Raw genomic sequence first — 20,920 nt, 5'->3', positions numbered from 1 at the left:
GATAACAGATCCATAATTAAGTAATTCGAATAGTCCACTTTGGAGGAACCCATGCGGCACGCACGCGTAGTGGATGTGCCATTGTCCGTCGACAGGACCTCGGGCATCTCGCTCGGCGAGCAACTGGTGGGTCAGGTCCGTGACCTGGTCGCCCGGGGTGTCTTGTGTGCGGGAGATCCGTTGCCCTCATCCCGGGTCTTGGCCGAGCGACTGGGGGTCTCGCGCGGCACGGTGGTCACGGCGTGGGACGTGCTCGCGGGCGAGGGATACCTCACCGCGGACCGCGGGGCCACCCGCATTGCCCCGGACGTTCGCGTGGTCCCCGCGGCGAGCGAACTCCCCATGTCGACGACGCCGCCCCGCTCCTCCCGCACGCGACGTAGCGTTGCGAAGACGGGACAGATCGACCTGCGCCCCGGCAAAGCAATCATCGCGGAACTGGATACTCCGGCTTGGCGGGGTGCCTGGCGAGATGCCGCGAGTGCCGGTGAAGGGGCGGTGCCGTTACGTCAGCACCTGGCTGAATATTTGCGATTGAACCGAGGGGTGGTGAGAGAACCGGACGACATAGTCATCACCGCGGGTGCCCGGGACGGGCTCCAGCTGGTCCTGCGAGTCCTGGGTGCACTGCGCGGCCGCAGATTACGCGTGGCGGTGGAGGACCCCGGGTACTCCGCCTTGCGAAGGGTTGTGGAGGCCACCGGGCACGTGGCAATTCCGATTCCCGTGGACGGGTTCGGTCTCGATCCGGCCAGCCTGCCCACCGGCGAGTGGGCGGGAACCGGCACGTGGGAGGTGGCCGAAACTCCGGATGTCGTGGTGGTGACACCCGGACATCAATACCCGCTGGGCGGCACCATGCCCGTGAGCCGCAGGCTGGAACTGCTGCGCTGGGCTCGCCGGCACAGCGCCGTGGTAATCGAGGACGACTACGACTCCGAACTGCGCTACACCGGTCAACCACTGCCCGCGCTGGCCGCCCTCGACACCGACCGCGACACCGTGGTCACCCTCGGCAGCTTCACCAAAGTGCTGGGCAACGGCGTGGGCGTGGGGCACCTGGTGGCACCCGATGAGTTGCTTCCCAGGCTGCGCACCCTGCGCGCGGAGCTGGGGTCACCGGTTTCGGCCGTGGCGCAGCGGGCGATCGGGCGGTTCATGGACCTGGGTCACTTGCAACGCCACACGGCCCGGATGCGCCGCGCCTACCGCCGACGCCGCTCCCTCATCGGCCGCGCGCTCGCACACCTTCCCGGTGTGGCCGTGCTGCCCATGGCTGGTGGTTCGCATGCCGTGATCGAAGTGCCGGACGAAGCAGCGGCGGTCACGGCTGCGGCCCGGCGCGGGGTACTGGTCAGTGGACTGGGAGAGTACTGGGCGGCGTCGGCGAGCCGGGCGAGAACGCACGCGATGACGCATGCGCCGGACACGGCAGAAGACGGACGCACCGCGCCCGGTAGAGAACCGCGCGACGGGCTGGTGCTGGGGCTGACGGCGTCGGACGCGCACCTTGAGCGAGGAATGCAAGTGCTGTGGGACGTACTCAAGCCGGGCTCATAGTCACGCGGGGCCCGGCACGGACGTCAGCGAACACCAAGTTCTGTTCCCGGACGGCCCGCAGTTGTCTCCACTAGACTGGCCCGGTCCCACCCCGCCAACGAGGAGCATTTCGCGTGTCTCAGCAGATCCCGTCCCCCCGTGGCGGAGCATCCGGCGGCCACCGCAGCGGAACGGATGTGCGACACGATCTGTGGGTGCCCACGCTGGTTCGGTCCCTGGTCGCGCTGGTGTTCGGCGCGGTCACGATCTTCTGGCAAGAACCCACTCAGAACGCGGCACCGTGGGCCCTGGGCCTGTTCCTGGTGGGCACGGGTGCCGCGTGGCTTTTCCTGCACTTTCGCATGAAGGCCCGCGAGGACGTCGACCTCGGGTCGTTGGCCAATATCCCTCAGCTTGCGGGAATCCTCTACATCCTGGGCGGTGCGCTCATGGCGATCATGGCGCAGCAGAACTGGCTGTTCGTCTTGCTGGCCGCCATGGTGCTCGGGCTCTGCGGCATCCTGGAACTCGCCCTGGGACTGCGTTTCCGCCAGAGCTTCCCGCTCGGTAGGGACTGGACCCTCAGCGGTCTGGTGACCGTGGGAGCGGGTATGGGCATGATGCTCGTTGAGGCTCTGGGTGCCAAAGCGGAGCTGGGTGTGGTGGGTGGCGCGGCCGTCATCATTGGCGTCACCCAGTTCATTGCCGCCCTGAGCTTGCGTCACGATGCGCTCGCAGCGGACCGCGCGGGCTCCCCGGATAACGGCCAGCCGAAGAGCGTAGACTGACCAGTTGATTTCAACCATATTTCGCTTGTTTTCGTAGGAGGATTCACGTGGCCCAGCGCACCGAGCACAACGGCCGTCGCAAGACTGATATCAAGGGTCCCCTTGTCATCTCAGCCGTGCTGGCAGTCGTCGCCTTCGTGGTGGTCTCGGTGGCAGCCGCCGGCGGCACCGATAACGCCGCCCGTGTGGGGCTGGGGCTGATCGCCGCGGGCATTGCCTTCATCGCATCCGTGATCGTGTGTTCCACTCTCATGCTCCTGGAAAAGCCCAACGAACCCGAACTCGGTCAGGGCACCGGCGTGAACCGTTCCTCGGCCAAGCTGTTTGCCGAGAACAAGGCCCGCCGCCAAGCGGAACAGGCCCGCGGCGGGGGTTCAGGGACGACGCCGTCCGGTGCTGCCGGCGCCCAGGACAACGGAGAACCCCAGTACGGGCAGCGCGTCCGCCCCGACACCCAGGGTGAGGAACCGGGCTCGAGCGCTCGCTGATCAGCGTTTCAGCAACAAAGAACGCCCCGGACCGTGAATCACAGTCCAGGGCGTTCTTGCGTGTTCGAGCGATAAGCGGATTTACCGCCCGAACCGCTTCAACCGCAGGGAGTTCAGCACCACGAACACGGAGCTGAAAGCCATGGCAGCACCGGCGATCATGGGATTCAGGAAGCCCAGCGCGGCCACCGGGATGGCCACCACGTTGTAGGCGAAAGCCCAGAACAGGTTGGACTTGATGATCCCCAGGGTCTTCCGGGACAGCTTGATCGCCGTGGGAATGGCTGTCAGTTCGCTACGGACCACGGTGATGTCCGAGGCCTGCATGGCGGCGTCCGTTCCGGAGCCCATGGCGATGCCCAGATCGGCTTGGGTGAGTGCGGGGGCGTCGTTGACGCCGTCGCCCACCATGGCCACCACGCGAGCCTGCCGCTGCAGGTCGGTCACGGCCTGGACCTTGCCGTCCGGGGTGACATCGGAAATCACGTCCCCGGGGGCAATACCCACCTGCTCGGCCACGGAACGTGCCACGGCGGAGTGGTCACCGGTCAACAGCACGGGGCGCAGGCCCAGTTTTTTGAGCTGCGCAATCGCCCGGGCGGACTCCTCCTTAACGGTGTCCTGCAGGTCGATCAGGCCCGCCAAGTTGCCATCCACGGCCACGAGAATGGTGGTGAAACCGTCCGCGCGGGCGTGCTCGAGGGCCTCACGATCGGTATCCGACAAGCGAATACCGTTCTTCGCCAGCCACTGCTCACGACCCACCACCACGGAGCGGGACTGCATGCCGTCCGCGACATATGCCTTTACGCCACCGCCGGGAGCGGACTCGAAACGGGCCACCTGGAAGCGCTGCGAGGAGGCATCCGCAATGGCTCGGGCGATCGGGTGCTCGGAGTAATCCTCCACCGCGGCGGCGAAGTCCAGCACCTGGTCCTTTGACCACTGGGACACCGAGTTCACGGCCGTCACGGCCAGCTCACCGCGGGTCACGGTGCCGGTCTTGTCCAGCAGGATGGTGTCCACGTTGCGGGAGTCTTCGAGGACCTCCGCGGAGGTGATGAGAATGCCCATTTGAGCACCGCGCCCCGTACCTGTCAGCAGGGCGGTGGGGGTCGCCAGACCCAACGCGCACGGGCACGCAATGACCAGAACGGAGACCGCAGCCACGAAGGCCTGATCCACGTTGCCGGTCGCAAGCAACCAGATCACCAGGGTCAACAGTGCGATACCAATGACCACGGGCACGAACACGGCCGAGATGCGATCTGCCAATCGCGCCACGGGGGCCTTGGTCGCCTGAGCGCGAGCCACGGTGCGACCCATCGAGGCCAGTACGGTGTCCGACCCAACACGGGTGGCTTCGGCAACCAGTCGCCCGGTGGTGTTCACGGTGGCGCCGGTCAGCTCATCACCCGGGCCGACCTCCACGGGCAGTGATTCGCCGGTCAGCATGGATGCGTCCACGGCGGATTCGCCGGTCACGACCACGGAGTCCGTGGCAATCTTCTCGCCCGGACGCACCACGAATCGATCACCCACCGTGAGCTGTTCCACGGGGACGGAACGCTCGGTTCCGTCCCCGGTGAGCACGGTGGCCTGTTGCGCCCCGAGATTCAGCAGCGCCTTCAGCGCTTCACCGGAGCGAGCCTTTGCGCGGGCCTCGAGCCAGCGTCCGAGCAGCAAGAACGTGGTGATGATGGCCGCGGATTCGAAGTACAGCTGGTGGCTGGACATGTCCATGGCCTGGCCGGGGTGCGCGTGCGCGGTCACCCCCGGGTCCGCGATCAGGTGCCACAGCGAGAACAGGTAGGCGGCGGCCACGCCCATGGACACCAACGTGTCCATGGTGGAGGAGAAATGCCGTGCGTTGATGGCGGTGGCCCTGTGGAACGGCCACGCACTCCACGTCACGACCGGCAGGGTCAGCGCCGCGGCAACCCAGCCCCAATGCGGGAACTGCGCGCCCGGGATCATCGACATGACGAATACGGGCACGGAGAGGAACGCGGCCACGATCAGTCGGATCCCCAGGTCCCGGCGGCGCTCGTCCGCGGGGGACAAATCGGCGGCGGGGTCCGTGGAGTCGGTGGTGCGTTCCAGTTCCCGTTCCGCGGGTGCCGGATCCGCCGGTGCAGTGCGGTCGCTGCGGTTAGAACTCGAGGCAGCGGCGTCGTCGGCCGTCGCGCCAGACTCGTCGCGACCCGAGGAACGGGACCCGCCCGTGATTTTCGCGCCGTAACCGGCTTTCTCGATTGTCTCGACGATCTGGTGGTCCGAGACGCTGCCCGGGACCTTCACGGACGCGGACTCGAGGGCCAGGTTGACCGCGGGATCCACGCCGTCGATCTTGCGCAGCTTGCGCTCAATGCGACCCACGCACGAGGCGCAGGTCATCCCGCTGATCTGGAGGTCCAGTTCACGCAGCGGCCCGCGAACCTGGGTGTCTGTGACGGGTGACTGAGTGGATTGATCAGACAACTGTGTAACCAGCTTCTTCGACGGCCGCGGCGATCTCCTCTGAGGTCAGCTCGCGGGTGCTTTCAATGATCACGGGGGAAACCCCACCGGTGTTGAGGTCCACGGAGACGGACTCCACGCCGGGGACCTCCGCGAGCTCTTCCTTGACGGAGGAAACGCAGTGGCCGCAGGTCATGCCGGAGACGGTGATGGTGGTGTTCATGGGGATACTCCTTGGTCCTTGGGGGCGGGTCAGCTTTTGACCAGGCGGGCGATGGCGGCGTTAGCCTCCGCGAGCTTGGTATCCAGTTCGGTGGTGTCACCGGTGTCATGGGCGTGCTCCACCGCGTGGCGCACGCAATGCCCCAGGTGTTCCTCCATCAGCCCCAGACTCACTGATTTCAGGGCCGACTGGATGGCGGAAATTTGGGTGAGCACATCAATGCAGTAGGTGTCCTCATCGATCATGCGTTGGATACCGCGCACCTGACCCTCGATACGCTTGAGGCGGCGGCCGTACGCGGCTTTGTCCTGGGTGTACCCGCGGGTCACGAGAGGGTCGGGGTGGACTGGTTGCTCGATGCTCATGATGTCAATGTATACCCTCCGGGGGTATACATCAAGACGGCCGGCGATGTCTTCCCCCGGTGCTGCTGGACGGGCATGCCGGATCCACCCGGCGAGTATGAAATTCTGGACCCATGGCTTCATGGATCGAGGATTACGCGCTGCTGTCCAACATGCGCAGCGGCCCGCTGGTGTCCCGCACGGGTTCCATCGATTGGTGGTGCGCTCCCCGCTTTGATTCCCCGGCGATGTTCGCCTCACTGCTGGGTGGGCCGGATCACGGGCGGTGGTTGCTGGCGCCGGTCTGCGCGGTGGACGAGGACAGTGAGGTGGTCCTTGACCGCGGGGCAGGTACGGCCGTTGAGCGTTTCTACGCGGAGAACACCTTTGTGCTGCACACCGTGTGGACCACCGGGACCGGAACCGTCCGCGTCACGGACTTCATGCCGCTGACCTCCCGCACCGCGCTGATCCGACGGGTCGAAGGTCTCACCGGCGAGGTGGAGCTCTTCCAGGACGTGCGTCTGCGCTTCAACTTTGGCGCATCGGTGCCGTGGCTGAGCCGTTTCGACGTGGCGGAAAACGATGAGTCCGGGGAGCGCACGGACGGTGTGCTGGTGGGTATGGCCGGCCCGGACGCCGTCGTCTTCCGCGGGGATCCCCTGCCCGAAGCGGACGAGGACCGTTCCAAGCGCCGGCACGCCGGCACGTTCACCGTGGCTGCGGGTCAGACCAAGGACTTCTCGCTCACCTGGTTCCCGTCCCACAGCACGCCACCGGAAGCCGTGAATGTCAACGAGACGCTCACCGCCACGGTCAATTTGTGGCAGGAATGGTCCGGACTCTACGATCCCGCCGCCACCGAGGCCAGGCTCGCAGAACGGGAAGAGACCAGGCGTGCGCCCACGCCCGCCGAACACGCCGTGGAACTGCCCGTCACCCAGGACGCCCGTGAGGACATCATTCGCCGCAGCCTGCTGGTGGTGCGCGGGTTGATGCACCAGGCCACCGGTGGTTTGATCGCCTCGCCCACCACCTCCCTGCCCGAGGTGCTGGGCGGAAACCGCACGTGGGACCACCGTTTGTCGTGGCCTCGCGACGCCGCATTCGCTCTTGAAATCATGCTCGACCACGGCCACGACCGTGAGGCCGCCCAGCTGCGCAATTGGTTGCTGCGCGCGGTCGCCGGGGACGTGGACCACCCTTCCAACGTCTACGGCCTGGACGGTTCCGTGGTGGGCCGCGAGCGGCTCGTGGACCTGCCCGGTTACGAGCGCGCCCGACCCGTGCGCGAGGGCAACACCGCCGGTTCGCAGTACCAGGCGGACGTGGCCGGTCACGTGCTGGTGGTCTTCGAAGGCCTCCGACGCCGCGGCGTCCAGGAGGATCACCTGTCCTGGCCGTTGCAGCAGGGTCTGCTGCGCGCCGTGGTGGCCAACTACGAGGACAAGGACCAGGGCGTGTGGGAGATGCGCGGTGAGCCCCAGTACTACACCTATACCCGCGTGATGATGTGGGCCGCGCTGCAGGCCGGTGTGGACGCCGTGCGCATCCACGGGCTGCCCGGGGACGTGGAGACCTGGGAGGAACACCGTGACCAGTTGGCCCATGAGATCTGGACCAACGGTTACGACCCCGAGGTCGGTTCCTTCGTGCAGTACTACGGTTCCACCGCCGTGGACGCCGCGCTGTTGCAACTGCCCAAGGTCGGTTTCGTCGCGTATGACGATGAGCGCATGCTGGGCACCGCCGCCCGGATCCAGAGGGAACTCACCGACCGTTCCGGGCTGCTGCACCGCTACCGCAACCTCCCGCAGCTCACGGACCTGGATGATGTCGAGGCATTCGCGTCCTCGATCGGTCAGGACGGTTTTGCCGGCCAGGCGGCGCCGTCGGTGTCCGCAACGTTGCAGCTGGCGGATCAGTTGGCGCGGTGCGAGCGCGTGGAAGAGGCCGTGAAACTGTTGGACACCGTGCTCGGTACGGCCAACGAGCTGGGCCTGCTGTCCACCACCTATTCCACGTCCGAGCAGCGGGCCACGGGCAACTTCCCGCAGTCCGAGTCGCATTTGAACCTGATCCGTGTGCTGGACACCCTGAAGGTCGTGCAGGGCAGGGGTGCCGCGCAATCGTGAGTGGTTTCTCTTCGGTCACGGCGGACTCCGAGTCGGTCATCCCCTGGCGATCCTCGCCCGCCGTGCGCGTGGGACTGTCCCTGGGCATCGCCACGGGGCTGTACGGCATCTCGTTCGGTGCGCTCTCGATCGCCGCGGGGCTCACGTTCTGGCAAACGCAGGCGCTGTCCGCGTTGATGTTCACGGGTGGGTCCCAGTTCGCGTTCATCGGGGTGCTTTCCGGGGGCGGAACGGGCGCGGCGGCCCTGGGAGCGGCGTCGCTGTTGGGTGTGCGCAACACCGTGTACGGCATGACCATGAATGCGTTGCTGCGGCCACGGTCGTGGCGCAAGGTGGTGGCCGCCCAGGTCACCATCGACGAATCCAATGCCGCAGCCTCCGCGCAGTCCACTTCTTTGGAGCGCAAACGCGGTTTCTGGGTGGCCGGGGTGAGTGTGTTCCTGCTGTGGAATTTGTTCACGGCGGTCGGCGCTCTCCTGGGTGACGCGGTGGGAGACCCCGGTCAGTGGGGTCTCGACGGCGCCGCCGTGGCCGCTTTCCTGGGGCTGCTCTGGCCGCGGTTACGCGAACGCGAACCACTGGCCGTCGCCGTGGTGTGCGGGGTGGTCACCGCCATCAGCATTCCGCTGGTCCCATCGGGCATTCCGGTGCTGGTCGCCGCGGTGGTGGCGTTGACCTGGGGTCTGATGGGTGCGCGATCCGCACGCAAGAGGGTGCGCTTATGAGCATGTGGTTCTGGGTGCTCACGGCCGCCGCCATCGCCTACGTCACCAAGCTCGTGGGGTACTTGGTTCCCGACGCCGTTCTGGACCACCCGCTCGTGCCTCGACTGGCCGGGCTGGTCACCGCGGGCCTCCTCGCCGCACTCGTGGTCATGAACACGTTTGCGTCCGGCACGGAGCTGGTTCTGGACGCCCGCGTGGGTGCGCTCGTCGTGGCCGGTGTGGCCCTGTGGCTGCGGGCCCCATTCCTTGCGGTGGTGATTCTTGGCGCCCTGACCGCGGCACTGCTGCGGTGGGCCGGTTGGGCGGTGTGAGCGGCGCCGTCATCCCGTGCTCCCAACTACTCATCAGGGCGCTGAACACGTTAGCGTTGATGGACCAGCCATGCAGGGCCCGGATCACCTCGGCTGGTGGCCGAGGGAATGCCTCGGTATCTCAGCCGGGCCGAGATTCTGGAGGTGCTGCGATGACCAGCAACATCACCGCTGTGACCGATCCCCGCGAACTCGCGGATGCATCCGTGGACCTGGTACGCCAGTGGCTAGGCCGGGCCAAGGACAACAAGAAACGTAGTTCTCAGAAGAACCCCGCCGAAGATCGTCTGGCCACCGTGTTACAAGATCCGCACGGGCTGGAGTTCACCGTGGGCTTCGTGGACCGTGTGGTCCGCACGGAAGACACCAAGGCCGCGGCCAAGGCACTGCAGGACATCGCCAAGCTGACCCCGGAGTCCATGTCCGCGGTGGACCGCGCCCAGATCAAGGCCGGTACCGCGCTCTCGGACAAGCTCCCATCCATTGTGGTTCCGGCCGCGCGTACCCGCCTCCGCCAAATGGTGGGACACATGGTGGTGGATGCCCGCCCGGGCCCCTTCGGCAAGTCCGTGAAGACCATGAAAGAACAGGGCCACCGCCTGAACATCAACCTCCTGGGCGAAGAGGTGCTCGGCGAACAGGAAGCCGAGAAGCACCTGCAGGACGCCAAGGACCTGCTGCACCGCCCGGATGTGGACTACGTCTCCCTCAAGGTCTCCTCCGTGGTGCCGCAGCTGTCCCACTGGGGCTTCGACCGCACCGCGGATCGCGTGGTCGAGCGGTTGCTGCCGCTGTACGAGGCCGCCGCGTCCAAGGAAGCCGGCGCCATGTTCATCAACCTGGACATGGAGATCTACTCGGACCTGGAACTGACCATGGAGGTCTTCCGGCGTCTGCTCGACAAGCCGCAGCTGAAGAACCTGGAAGCCGGCATCGTGGTGCAGGCCTATCTCCCGGACGCACTGGGTGCCGTGGAGCGGCTCTCCGAGTGGTCCGCCAAGCGCGTAGCTGACGGCGGCGCGCAGATCAAGGTCCGCCTGGTCAAGGGCGCCAACCTGGCACTGGAACGCGTGGACGCCGAGATGCACGGCTGGCCCAGCGCCACCATGGCCTCCAAACAGGCCACGGACACCAATTACAAGCGCGTGCTGAGTTGGTTGTTCACCCCGGCGCGCATGAGCGGGCTGGCCTTGGGTGTGGCCGGACACAACTTGTTCGACATCGCTTTCGCCCACCTGCTCGCCGAGCAGCGCGGGGTGACCGGGCGCATCGAATTCGAAATGCTCCAGGGCATGGCCACGGAACAAAGCGAGGCCGTCTCCACGGACGTGGGTCAGCTGTTGCTTTACGTTCCGGCGGTACGTCCCACCGAGTTCGACGTGGCCGTGTCCTACCTGGTGCGCCGCCTCGAGGAGAACTCCGCGAGCGAGAACTTCATGTCCGGGATCTTCGATCTTGCACCGGACAACCGCATCTTCAAGCGTGAAGAGAGCCGGTTCCGCGCCGCCCTCCAGGATCTGGAAGCCGAGCCGGAGGTCATCTCACCGTCCCGCACGCAGGACCGCTCGCGGGAGACCGTGGGAGAAGAGCCCACCCAACCCCTGGACGAGCCGTTCGTGAACGAGCCGGACACGGACATCTCCACCCGCGCCAATCAGGCGTGGGCCGAGAAGATCGCCGCTCGCATTGCGGACAAGGAATGGTTCGAGAACCTGCCCGTTCCAGAGGTACTCACGGACGTCGGGGACGACTCGAGCGAGGCTGTCGAGGCCGTGAACGACGTCGTCGCGCGGGCCAAGGCCGCCGGCAAGACCTGGGCGGCCACCCCCGCCCGTGAACGCGCCGAGATCCTCAACCGCGCCGGGGACATCCTGGCGGCTCGCCGCGGTCACCTCCTGGCCGTTGCCGGTGCCGAGACCGGCAAGGTGCTCGAACAGGGCGACCCGGAAATTTCGGAGGCTGTGGATTTCTGCCGCTACTACGCGCGCCGCGCCCTGGAGCTGGAATTCGTGGACGGCGGTCAGTTCATCCCGCATCACGTGACCGTGGTGACCCCGCCGTGGAACTTCCCGATCGCGATTCCCACCGGCACCACCGTGGCGCCGCTGGCCACCGGTTCTGCCGTGATCCACAAGCCGTCCCCGGAGACCCGCCGCTGCTCTGCGGCCATGTGCGAGGCCCTGTGGGAGGCCGGTGTGCCCCGCGACGTCCTGCAACTGGTGGACGCCGTGGAAGGTGACGCCGGTAAGGCACTCATCTCCCATCCGGACGTGGAGCGCGTGGTGCTGACCGGTGCGTACGAGACCGCTCAGCTCTTCGCCAACTGGTTCCCCGAGCGCCCGCTCACCGCGGAGACCTCGGGTAAGAACTCCCTGGTGATCACCCCCAGCTCGGACCGCGACCAGGCCGTGTGGGACCTGGTGTCCAGCGCGTTCGGTCATGCGGGCCAGAAATGTTCGGCGGCGTCGCTGGGTATCCTGGTCGGTTCCGTGGCGACCTCCGATCGGTTCCGCCGCCAGCTCATCGACGCCGCGTCCTCCATGGTGGTCGCGTGGCCCGATGACCTTCAGGCTTCCGTGGGCCCCACCGTGGAGAAGCCCCAGGGCAAGCTGCTCAAGGCACTCACCGAGCTCGAGCCCGGCGAGGAATGGCTGATCGAGCCCGAGCAGCTGGACGATTCCGGCAAGCTGTGGCGCCCCGGTATCCGCGCGGGTGTGAAACCCGGCTCGTTCTTCCACTTGACCGAGTGCTTCGGCCCGGTGCTGGGCCTGATGCGCGCGGACGACCTGGACCACGCCCTGGAACTGCAGAACGCCGTGGACTACGGCCTGACCGCCGGCATTCATTCCCTGGACGCGGACGAGATCCTGCACTGGGTGGACCGGGTTCAGGCGGGCAACCTGTATGTGAACCGCGGCATCACCGGGGCGATCGTGCAGCGTCAGCCCTTCGGCGGCTGGAAGCGTTCCTCCGTGGGCCTGGGCGCCAAGGCCGGTGGCCCCAACTACCTGGCGTCGCTGGGTCGCTGGTGCCGCGAAGGCTTCACCTCCTCGAGTTCGGACCGCGGAGCCGCCGGCGCCTGGGTTCTCGAGCCCCGCGTGCACCGTGGGCTGGACGCCGTCCTGCCGCTGGTGGACCAGGAGGATCAGGTGTGGCTGCGCCGGGCCGCCCTCTCCGACCAGTCCGAGTGGCAGCGCGAGTTCGGCCAGGTCAAGGACCCCACGGCGCTGATCAGTGAGGCCAACCTGTTCCGTTACCGCCCCCGCACCGTGATTGTGCGCGCGGCGGAGAGGGCATCGCTGACCGATGTGCTGCGCGTGGGACTGGCTGCCTCCCGTTCCGGGTCCGAGGTCATCCTCAGCCCGGCGGAGGAACTGCCGGAGCGGGTGGGCCGGCTGTTCACCACCGTGCTCTCCCCGGCGTCGGACGTGGACTTCGCGCACGCGCTGGGTGCGGGTTCGCTGGGTGCGTTCGCGGAGCTCTCCGACCGGGAGGCCCTCCACGACGCCGCTCTAAACGTGGACCACGGCGCCCGCGTGCGTGTGATTCAACCGTGGGACGGCAGCGACGATGACCTCAAGCCGCTCTACGAGGTCCGTGCCGAGCACCCGGACATTGCCCTGATCACCGACGACGTGGTGGGCACCGGGCGCATCGAGTTGATGTACATGCTCTCAGAGCAGGCCGTGTCCATCACCATGCACCGCTTCGGCAACCACAGCCCGTCCATGGATCGGGTGGTCACGGAGCTCCGGACCAACAGGTAGTCCTGACTCTCAGTTCTCGGCCGAAACATCTGGGTCCGTGAAACCGCCGCTTCGCGCTACTGAAGTGCAGTTTTACGGACTCAGATGTTCATGGGGCTCGGGGGGCCCTACAGCACGAGAGTCAGCACGAAAATGATCGCGATGATCACCAGGAACACAATGCCCCAGTTGCGCAGCACATGCTTGTCGCTGTCGCGGGTTTCCTGGCTGTTGGGGTCCCGGTCCGCGTAACGGTCACTGCCCACGCCGTAATACAGCTCGGACGTGGAGGGTTCGCGCGGCGGAACCGGCTCGGCAGGAGGTTGGTGTGCGGGAGGCGCACCGGCGGCGTCGTCGGTCTTGCGGGGACCCATCGGCCAGAAGCGGTCGGCGTCGAAGATCCTGTCCCGCTTGGGCTGATCCTGGGCGTCCGTGCGCGGACCATTGAGCGAATCGCGCACGGGTACGCCGGTACCGGGATACTCATGGCCGCGCGGGTTCTTGTGCGAGCCGTCATTCGCGAACGGATCCGGCTCGTCCTCGCCGACCAGCTCCGACTCGGGAATGCCGCTGGTGGTCACGGACGGTTCCGAACTGCCCGAGGAATTCACCGGGTCATGCGGGGAGGGCTTCGATGCGGGTTCCGCAACCGCAGACGTCGCGCCATCCGTTTCGCTCACACGATCCGCAGCCTGCCGCAGCACCTCCGCAACCCGTTCGAGCGGGCCGCGTTGAGTGCGCTTGGTGGTCTGCTGTGCAACCTGCTCGGCGCGGCTGGCCACGGAACGCAGCACGGAGGCGTCCTGGAGTTCCAGATCCCGGGCGGCCATGGCGAGTTCGAGCGGGGGATCGGCGGGGTTGGGCTTGGTGGCCCATTCCAGCAAACCGGTCAGTACGGGGCTGGACAGTGACTTCTTGAGCGCGGGGCGCAGGGCTTCCACCTCGGACAGCGCTACGAGTTCGCGCGGCGGGGTGGAACCGTAGCTGCGGGCCGCCTGATCCAGGGGTCCGCGGTCGTTGAACAGCGCGGCAAGCATGGCCGCCGATGCGTAGCGGTCTTCGATCGAAGAGGCCTCGGAACTTTGCGTGAGCAATTGTCGTTGAGCCGGCGCTCCGGCATCGTGCACAACCTCCAACAATGCAGGGTCCGCACGCACGAACCGGGCGGGCTCGCTCAAGGCGCGGGCAAGGTCCGGGTCAAGGTCTTCACTCATATCGATCGCCTCCGTAGTCCGTTCTACGAGCCTACGTGAGGATGCCCGCAGCGTCTCGCTCTCCGGACCGCCCCTGTCGCGATTCAGTTAGGCCCGCTAATGTGCTGTGGGTGACACGTCCCACATCTAATGCGTCGAGCGGAGCACCCGGAGCGCTGCTGGTGGTGCTGATGGGGGCCATGGCCATCGGGCCGATGTTCAATTACGCGCTGGGGTCCCTGAGCGCGCTGATCGTGGACGAGTACGGCATCACCGAGGGCCAATACGGGTTAATCCTGGCCACCGTGTATCTTTCCGCCGGGCTCACGGCCACGTTCCTCGGGGTGCTCGCGGACAGGCTTACCCCGCGCTTCCAGATCGCGTTGATCTTCTCGGGCATTGTGGTCGCGTTCCTGGTGAGCGCAATGTGGCAGTCCTTTGTGGTGTTGCTGGCCGCTGCTCTGATCGCTGGCGTCGCGCAGTCCTTCTCGAATCCCGCCACCAACCGTCTGATTGCCCAGCGCACCAGTTTCACCCAGCGTGCCCGGTGGATGGGTTGGAAACAGTCCGGGGTGCAAATGGGCCTGCTGATCTCGGGGCTCACGTTCCCGTTCCTGGGTGTGGCTCTGGGCTGGCAGACCTCCGCACTGATCGGCGCGGCGGCATGCGTTCTCGCGTTGGTGATCGCGTGGCTGATCATCACCAAGGTTGAGCGCGACGTCGCCTCCCGCCCGACCTCTCCCGCCCAGTCCGCGGCGCCCGATCGCGGAAAATTGCCGACGGCGGTCTGGCTGTTCTCCCTGGTTGCTTTCCTCAATGCCGTGGGAACCCAGGGGGTCACCGTGTACTCGTCGCTGTTCGCGGTGCGCGCGCTGGATTTCCCCTTGACCGTGGCGGGAATGATCATCGGGGTGATCGGCGTGTTCGGCATCCTGAGCCGTGTGGGCTGGGGGCGCGTGGCCGGCCGAATGGCGCGGCCGTCCGTACTCATTCAAATCATGAGCCTGGGTGGCGTGGTCGGGTTACTGTTCCTGATCGCCGCCGAGATGTTCCACCAGGGGTGGCTGATGTGGGTGGGCATCCTGTTCCACGCCGCCCTTCCCCTGGCCGCCAACGTGATCATCAATTCCGGCACGGTGGCGGCAGCCCCGGCAGCCAAGGTGGGAGCGGCGTCGGGTCTGGTGGCCACCGGCATGTACCTGGGGTTCGGCGCGGGACCGCTGATCGTGGGGCAACTGGTGGACCTGACCGGGAGCTTCACCGCGGGGTGGATCGCCGTGGGCGTCACGTACGTGGCCAGTGTGGTGGTCGCGATCATCCTGAGCCGGCTGCACAAGCGTTCGGCCTGAGGTTGCCGCGTGTGGTCCTATGGAAGCATGGGCACCCCACGCACAGACCTCGCACACGTCCTCACGCGCCTGGAGGGCAACAGCTACGGCGCCTACAAACAGCTCAAGGGTGACTGGCGCGTGGGCGACTTCGAACTGATCGTTGATCGCGTGCAATCGGATCCGTACGCACCACCGTCCATGGTGCGGATCCGAGTGCCGAGGCGGGTCGCGGGCATCCCGGAGCATCTTGTGGATTCCGCGGCCGGACGGATTGCCGCCGGTGATTTCCTCACGCGCGCCTTCGGCCGAGCCGCACGGAATCTCAGTCCGGACGGGGGCAAGGGTTCCGGGGGGATCTTCATGGTGCGCGTGGGTCAGGAGATTCTGCAGCGCTCGTCGGTGCTCATCGACCACGCCGCCATCGAGGTTCGCTGCGAAATCGCCTTTCCCGCCGCGGGCCGCCGCATCAAGGCCCGCGCCGCGCAACGGTTGCTGACCGAGGTGCTGCCGAGCGTCGTCGACCGTTCCCTGATTTTCCACAACCTGGACGCCGCGGCGTTCGATCTCCACGTGCGCAGCTATCGCGACGCCGAGCACGTGCGTGCGCAGCTCGCCACGCGGGCTCTGGTGGCCTTCGTCGCCGACGGCGCCGTGCTCCCTCGCGCGTCCGGGCACCGGGATGAGCCGCTCACCGATCACGCCGTACCGTTAGAGTCACCCGACAACCTGCGGGTCACGCTCACACTCAGCAATGGTACGGAGGTCTCAGGCCTGGGCATCCCCGAGGGCGTGACCGTGATCGTGGGCGGGGGCTATCACGGCAAGTCCACGCTGTTGCAGGCACTCGAGCGCGGGGTGTACGACCACGTGCCCGGTGACGGCCGCGAACTGGTGATCACTCGGGTCGATGCCATGGCCGTGCGCGCGGAGGACGGCCGCGCGGTCACGGGAACGGACGTTTCCCCGTTCATCACCAACCTCCCCACGGGCGCGGACACGAAGCAATTCAGTACCACGAATGCCTCGGGTTCCACGTCGCAGGCGGCCTCAACCACGGAGGCCGTGGAATCCGGAGCAAAGGTGTTGCTCCTGGACGAGGACACCTGCGCCACCAACCTCATGGTCCGCGATCAGCGCATGCGCGCCCTGGTGCCCGACGAGCACGAGCCCATCACGCCCTTCGTCGAGCGGGTTCGGGCCCTGTATCGGGACAGGGGCGTGTCCACGGTGCTTGTCACGGGCGGTTCCGGGGCGTTCCTGGACGTCGCGGACCTGGTCATCGCCATGGACGCCTACCGGGCCTCGGACGCCACCGCCCGGGCGCGTCAGGTGTCCGCGGATTTCCCGTCCGGGGAGCAGACCCGGCCCACCAAGATTTTCGGGGAGTTGCGGGAGCACGTCCCGGCGGCGGCGAAGGACGACGGCGCTCGCGGCACCCGCGCGGATGGTCGCGGTGGTGAGCGGGGCGGGTTGCGGGAAAAACCGGCCCGAGGGCGAGGTCTGGGGACAATCCAGCGAGGCCGGGAGGACGTGGACGTGTCCGCCCTGTCGCAGCTCGTGGACCCCTCACAGACCGAGGCGATTGCGCGGCTGTTGGATCAAATCGACCGCACGGCGGTCGGGCAGCAGAGCCTGAACGAGCTGGTGGATCGACTCATGACGCACGTGGAGCGCGACGGACTGGACGTGCTCGCTCACCACCGGGGGCACCCCGGGCATTTGGCATTGCCGCGCCGACAGGAGGTGCACGCCGCGTATCACCGGAGGCGGTGACTTCTGTGTCATGGCGGCGCGCGGGACGGACATGGGCCGGAGAGCAATCGGGTAATAAGTCACGAATGAGAAACGTTCCGCCGCGTCGGCGTGACGTTGTGGTCACTTAAGGGAAGACTGAGGGAGTGCGCAACCCTGTGCTCCGGGGGGAGAGACATGGCTGCGCCGTGAAATTGAGGGTGAAACAAAGGGGAGTGATTTCGTGGTTTCGGTCCGTGAGTTTGTCGCACATTTGCCACCTGACAAGCGCGAACTTCTGGCTGCGCCGGCGCGGTTACTGCCGGCCAAGATGCGTTACGGGCCGGTCTACGAGCGCACGGCTCGCGAGATCCATACGGCGCGTACAGCGCCGTCGTGGGCGAAAAACACCGTGGACGAGCGCCTGGCCGAGACGTTCCGTACTGCGCGTAAGACGCCTTATTACGGCAAGGGCCAGCATTACGACGTGCTGAACAGGGTGGCCACGGGGGACGTGAGCCCGCGGGAGGCCCTGGCGCAGTTGCCGATCCTCACGCGTGAGAATTTGTCCGCGCACTGCCGAGACATGCTTGCGGCCCCCGAGAGGACGGTAGAGCTCTCAGCGAGTTCCGGTACCTCGGGTGATCCCATCTTCTTCCTGCTGGACCGTGATCGCGGTGCGCGGGAGTGGGCCTACGTGGTGGATTCATGGTCGAGCACCGGGTATCAGCTGGGTCAATGGCGGGTGTTCTTCCGCGGCTTGGACCTGCCGCAGGACCGGCCGTATTTCGTGATGAACAGCACCGGCGAAATCGTGGTTCGGATCCAGACCCTCGGCCCGGACACCGTCCGGGAGTACTGGGAACTGATCGAGAAGCGAGGTATCGAATACCTTCACGGGTATCCCTCCACCCTGATATACCTGGCCAGGCTCCTTGAGGACGCTGATTTCGATACGTCATGGCGATACCGTATCCGCGGTGTGTTGCCGGTGTCGGAGCAGTACAGCACCGGACAGAGGGATCTCCTGCAGCGTTTGTTCCCCAACGCCAAGCAGGCCGTTTTCTACGGTTTGAGCGAAAAATCGGCCTTCGCCACGCTCGATGAAAACTTCGTCTATCACCCGTACCCGCTCTACGGGCACGTGGAGCTACTGCACCGGGATGGTCAGCCTGTGGAGCTGGGGGAGCGCGGGCGCATCGTGACCACCACGCTGGACGGGCGCGGTATGCCCCTGATTCGCTATGACACGGGCGATTCCGCCGAACTCGTAGGCCATGACAACGTGGGCACGCCGCTGTTCAAGAACATCCTGGCTCGCAGAGGTCGCGAGGGACTCGTCAAAGCTGACGGCGAGACCTTCTCGACCACCCCGTTCAATGTGCACGGGCATGAGTTCGAGTGCGTGCACCGGTTCAAAATCCGTCAAGAGGTCCCCGGTAAGGCAGTGCTGCTCGTCCAGCCTTCCCAGAAGGCGACCGAGGAAGATCTGGAGCAATTCCGTCAGCTGATGATCCGCCGAACGCAGAATCAGGTGGAGCTGGACTTCGAACTGGTGGATGAGCTGCCGGCCACATTGAACGGGAAGTTCACGCTGCTGGACCAGAGAATCCCCAACGCACCATCGATGTGGGCGTGAACCGTAGCGTTTGCAAATTGGGCAGGATCCCCTTCCAATTCCCCTGTGACCAGGCGGTCAAGGTAGTGTGATTCAAGCTAAACTCGCATAAGGGGGAGCAGTGATGGTATCTGTCCGTGAGTATGTGGGACATCTTCCGGTCGAACAAAGGGAGCTTCTGGCTGCCCCGGCAAGATTACTTCCGCCCAAGGTTCTTTACGGCCCAGTTTACGAAAGCACATACAGGGATATCCAGAAAGCGCGCACCGTGCCGTGGTGGTCCAGGCAAGAAGCTACCAAGCGTCTCGGCGAAACGTTGACCACCGCGCGGCGGGCCCCCTACTACTCCGAGGGCCCCGCCTACCGTGTTCTCGAACGGGTAGCTCGGGGAGAGCTGGGTGCCCATGAGGGGCTGCGGTCACTTCCCATCTTGACCAGGCGAGATGTCACCGATCACAACAGGGACATGCTCGTGGTGGATGAGTCCCAGGTCGAAATTTCCGGGACGTCCGGGACATCGGGTGAGCCGGTCCGGTTCTTCCTGGACCGCAATCGCGGGGCCAGGGAATGGGCGTACGTGGTGGATGCCTGGTCGGATTCCGGTTACGAACTCGGACAGTGGCGTGCTTTCTTCAGGGGCCAAACGCTGTCCCGGAACCGTCCTTTTATTCTGATGCCCAGTATCAGGGAATTATTGATTCGACTCCAGGCCGTGCAGCCGGAATCAATTCACATGTTCTGGGACCTTATCGAGAAGCGAAAAATACAGTTCTTGCATGGTTACGCGTCATCATTGCTGTATCTGGCGCAATTGATCGAGGAATCCGATTTCGATACATCATGGCGACATGAGATCAGAGGTCTGTTCCCCGTTTCGGAGCAGTTCACGGCTGCGCAGGAGGAAATACTTGGGCGGGTTTTCCCGCAGGCTGTCATTTCAGTGTTCTACGGGCTCAGTGAGAAAACCGCATTCGCACGAATGGATCGGGACCATAACTACCACTCGTACCCGCTGTACGGGTACGTGGAGCTGGTGGACCCGGAGGGCACCCCGGTGGGAGTTGGTGAACGCGGCCGTGTGGTGACCACGAGCTTGGACGGCCGAGGAATGCCGCTGTTGCGTTACGACACGGGTGATTCGGCCGAATTCATCCGTCGGGAGCCCAACGGGTCCGTGGTGTTCAAAGACATTCTCTCCCGGCGGGGTCGGGAAGGGTTGGTCCGAGCGGATGGGAAAATGTTCTCGCTCACGTCTTACGGTTTCGACGGAGACGAATTCCCGTTGATTCGCCGGTTCAAGCTCCGACAAGAGGTTCCTGGCAAAGCAGTCCTGCAGGTTCAGCCCTCGCCGGGCGCCAGCGAGTCCGACATTGCCGAGTTCTTCAGAGAAATGTCGCTCCGTGGCGAGCATCATGTGGAACTCGAATTGGAAGTCATCGACCGGTTCGAGCCGACCGCCAGCGGCAAGGAAGTAATGCTGGATCAGCGCATCCCCGACGCTCCGTCCACCTGGGCCTAGGNCTAAGCCTCGATCCACCGACTCAGGTTAGGGCCGGCGGCCGATATCCCGGATCGGCACTGAGCCGTTTTTTGGCGTGACGTGGTGGCCGGCCTCGCTACCGGTGGTGTTCCACTGATGTTCTTTCGGTTGTGCCGATGCCCGGCGGGTGGTCGGGTGGTTATGCCGGTTGCGGTGGCGGGTGGACGGCGGTGAAGAGCCGCTCGAATCCCTGTTGCCAGGGCCATGCCTGGGGCAGGCGGATGCGGATCCTGCGGGCGCTGGAGGCGATCCGGGCTGGCAGATTCACGAGCCTGGCCCGGATGGTCCCGGTCCGGGCCCGGGCGAACTCTCCGGCAGCGAGGATCCCGGCGGTGCGGGTGAGGTTGTAGGCCATCACCGCGCAGACCAGCCAGGCGCCGTTGGCCCCGAAACGGCCGGAGGGCAGGTGGGCCAGGGCGCTGTCCTTCAAATCGGCGTTGACCTGCTCGATGACCGCGTGGCCCCGGTGGGTCTGGTCCGCGGTCACCGTGTCCAGCACCTCCGGGTCGGTGGTGGTGAAGAAGGCGTGGAACCGGTGGGTGTCGAACAGTGTCGGCTGGTCCGTGTCCTGGGGGTTCAGCTCGGGGATTCGGCGCACCACCAGTCGACCGGGGACCCGTTCGGTTTTCTTCCTTGAGGTGAACGCGGTGAAGGGGACCTCGGCCACCTCCGCCTTGGAGATCCACGTGCCGGTGTCCTCGTCGAAGATCGCCTGCGGGTACCTGATGCCGGTCCACGCTTTCTCGTC

At 65.8% G+C, this 20,920-nt stretch carries 16 protein-coding genes; 11 read left to right on the top strand and 5 right to left on the bottom strand.

All coding sequences use genetic code 11. From position 1 onward, the window contains the following. The first annotated feature begins 51 nt into the window (after positions 1 to 51). The 3 genes from pdxR (at position 52) to ABEA06_RS04320 (ending at position 2,815) form a co-directional block, all read left to right on the top strand. Positions 52 to 1,560, top strand: coding sequence for a MocR-like pyridoxine biosynthesis transcription factor PdxR (gene pdxR, locus ABEA06_RS04330; RefSeq protein ID WP_345310681.1), 1,509 nt, complete (start codon positions 52 to 54; stop codon positions 1,558 to 1,560). A gap of 113 nt (positions 1,561 to 1,673) precedes the next feature. Next, on the top strand, positions 1,674 to 2,327 hold the full coding sequence (locus ABEA06_RS04325; protein ID WP_345310680.1) for a DUF308 domain-containing protein: 654 nt from the start codon (positions 1,674 to 1,676) through the stop codon (positions 2,325 to 2,327). 47 nt (positions 2,328 to 2,374) lie between these two features. Beyond that, a complete protein-coding gene (locus ABEA06_RS04320) occupies positions 2,375 to 2,815 on the top strand; it encodes a hypothetical protein (RefSeq protein ID WP_345310679.1) in 441 nt (146 codons plus the stop codon). A gap of 81 nt (positions 2,816 to 2,896) precedes the next feature. Here the strand turns inward: ABEA06_RS04320 and ABEA06_RS04315 are convergent, their stop codons facing one another. The 3 genes from ABEA06_RS04315 to ABEA06_RS04305 are packed head-to-tail and all read right to left on the bottom strand — an operon-like array spanning position 2,897 to position 5,863. Beyond that, positions 2,897 to 5,296, bottom strand: a complete 2,400-nt coding sequence (locus ABEA06_RS04315; RefSeq protein WP_345310678.1) for a heavy metal translocating P-type ATPase — start codon at positions 5,294 to 5,296, stop codon at positions 2,897 to 2,899. Beyond that, the gene (locus tag ABEA06_RS04310; RefSeq protein WP_345310677.1) at positions 5,289 to 5,498 is read right to left on the bottom strand and encodes a heavy-metal-associated domain-containing protein; all 210 of its coding nucleotides are present in this window, start codon (positions 5,496 to 5,498) and stop codon (positions 5,289 to 5,291) included. The genes ABEA06_RS04315 and ABEA06_RS04310 overlap by 8 nt, the downstream gene beginning before the upstream one ends. A 29-nt stretch (positions 5,499 to 5,527) precedes the next feature. Next, positions 5,528 to 5,863, bottom strand: coding sequence for a metal-sensitive transcriptional regulator (locus ABEA06_RS04305; protein WP_345310676.1), 336 nt, complete (start codon positions 5,861 to 5,863; stop codon positions 5,528 to 5,530). Between the two features lie 113 nt (positions 5,864 to 5,976). Here ABEA06_RS04305 and ABEA06_RS04300 point away from each other — a divergent pair, with 113 nt between their 5' ends. The 4 genes from ABEA06_RS04300 to ABEA06_RS04285 all read left to right on the top strand — a co-directional run bounded on the left by ABEA06_RS04300 (position 5,977) and on the right by ABEA06_RS04285 (position 12,780). Then, a complete protein-coding gene (locus tag ABEA06_RS04300; RefSeq protein ID WP_345310675.1) occupies positions 5,977 to 7,977 on the top strand; it encodes a glycoside hydrolase family 15 protein in 2,001 nt (666 codons plus the stop codon). After that, positions 7,974 to 8,702 (top strand): AzlC family ABC transporter permease, encoded by a 729-nt coding sequence (locus ABEA06_RS04295; protein WP_345310674.1) that lies wholly within the window; start codon positions 7,974 to 7,976, stop codon positions 8,700 to 8,702. Before ABEA06_RS04300 ends, ABEA06_RS04295 begins: the two co-directional genes overlap by 4 nt. Further along, a complete protein-coding gene (locus tag ABEA06_RS04290) occupies positions 8,699 to 9,013 on the top strand; it encodes an AzlD domain-containing protein (protein WP_303382869.1) in 315 nt (104 codons plus the stop codon). Before ABEA06_RS04295 ends, ABEA06_RS04290 begins: the two co-directional genes overlap by 4 nt. Positions 9,014 to 9,165: 152 nt before the next feature. Beyond that, positions 9,166 to 12,780, top strand: coding sequence for a bifunctional proline dehydrogenase/L-glutamate gamma-semialdehyde dehydrogenase (locus ABEA06_RS04285; RefSeq protein ID WP_345310673.1), 3,615 nt, complete (start codon positions 9,166 to 9,168; stop codon positions 12,778 to 12,780). 107 nt (positions 12,781 to 12,887) lie between these two features. Here the strand turns inward: ABEA06_RS04285 and ABEA06_RS04280 are convergent, their stop codons facing one another. Then, positions 12,888 to 13,973 (bottom strand): hypothetical protein, encoded by a 1,086-nt coding sequence (locus ABEA06_RS04280; protein ID WP_345310672.1) that lies wholly within the window; start codon positions 13,971 to 13,973, stop codon positions 12,888 to 12,890. A gap of 110 nt (positions 13,974 to 14,083) precedes the next feature. On the opposite strand from ABEA06_RS04280, the gene ABEA06_RS04275 reads away from it, so the two are divergent. The 4 genes from ABEA06_RS04275 to ABEA06_RS04260 all read left to right on the top strand — a co-directional run bounded on the left by ABEA06_RS04275 (position 14,084) and on the right by ABEA06_RS04260 (position 20,151). Further along, positions 14,084 to 15,301 carry an MFS transporter gene (locus tag ABEA06_RS04275; protein ID WP_345310671.1) on the top strand — a complete coding sequence of 406 codons (1,218 nt, stop codon included), beginning with the start codon at positions 14,084 to 14,086 and terminating at the stop codon, positions 15,299 to 15,301. A 27-nt stretch (positions 15,302 to 15,328) separates the two neighbouring features. Then, positions 15,329 to 17,056 carry an ABC-ATPase domain-containing protein gene (locus ABEA06_RS04270; protein WP_345310670.1) on the top strand — a complete coding sequence of 576 codons (1,728 nt, stop codon included), beginning with the start codon at positions 15,329 to 15,331 and terminating at the stop codon, positions 17,054 to 17,056. A gap of 202 nt (positions 17,057 to 17,258) precedes the next feature. Continuing rightward, a complete protein-coding gene (locus tag ABEA06_RS04265) occupies positions 17,259 to 18,653 on the top strand; it encodes a phenylacetate--CoA ligase family protein (protein ID WP_345310669.1) in 1,395 nt (464 codons plus the stop codon). Positions 18,654 to 18,900: 247 nt separating this feature from the next. Beyond that, positions 18,901 to 20,151: a phenylacetate--CoA ligase family protein gene (locus ABEA06_RS04260; protein WP_303382415.1), complete on the top strand. Its 1,251-nt coding sequence runs from the start codon at positions 18,901 to 18,903 to the stop codon at positions 20,149 to 20,151. Between the two features lie 160 nt (positions 20,152 to 20,311). Here the strand turns inward: ABEA06_RS04260 and ABEA06_RS04255 are convergent. Continuing rightward, positions 20,312 to 20,920, bottom strand: a 609-nt coding sequence (locus tag ABEA06_RS04255; RefSeq protein ID WP_345310668.1) for a transposase, incomplete at its 5' end; no start/stop codon positions are given.

It is taken from the genome of Kocuria gwangalliensis (assembly GCF_039544365.1).
GTDB classification, from domain to species: Bacteria; Actinomycetota; Actinomycetes; order Actinomycetales; family Micrococcaceae; genus Kocuria; species Kocuria gwangalliensis.
This window is presented reverse-complemented; position numbering and strand designations above follow the sequence as displayed.

What these genes read in the sequence shown, in the direction of transcription:
- pdxR (WP_345310681.1), top strand. Translation starts at nt 52, where the DNA reads ATGCGGCACGCACGCGTAGTGGATGTGCCATTGTCCGTCGACAGGACC.
- ABEA06_RS04310 (WP_345310677.1), bottom strand. Translation starts at nt 5,498, where the DNA reads ATGAACACCACCATCACCGTCTCCGGCATGACCTGCGGCCACTGCGTT.
- ABEA06_RS04305 (WP_345310676.1), bottom strand. Translation starts at nt 5,863, where the DNA reads ATGAGCATCGAGCAACCAGTCCACCCCGACCCTCTCGTGACCCGCGGG.
- ABEA06_RS04300 (WP_345310675.1), top strand. Translation starts at nt 5,977, where the DNA reads ATGGCTTCATGGATCGAGGATTACGCGCTGCTGTCCAACATGCGCAGC.
- ABEA06_RS04290 (WP_303382869.1), top strand. Translation starts at nt 8,699, where the DNA reads ATGAGCATGTGGTTCTGGGTGCTCACGGCCGCCGCCATCGCCTACGTC.
- ABEA06_RS04285 (WP_345310673.1), top strand. Translation starts at nt 9,166, where the DNA reads ATGACCAGCAACATCACCGCTGTGACCGATCCCCGCGAACTCGCGGAT.
- ABEA06_RS04280 (WP_345310672.1), bottom strand. Translation starts at nt 13,973, where the DNA reads ATGAGTGAAGACCTTGACCCGGACCTTGCCCGCGCCTTGAGCGAGCCC.
- ABEA06_RS04270 (WP_345310670.1), top strand. Translation starts at nt 15,329, where the DNA reads ATGGGCACCCCACGCACAGACCTCGCACACGTCCTCACGCGCCTGGAG.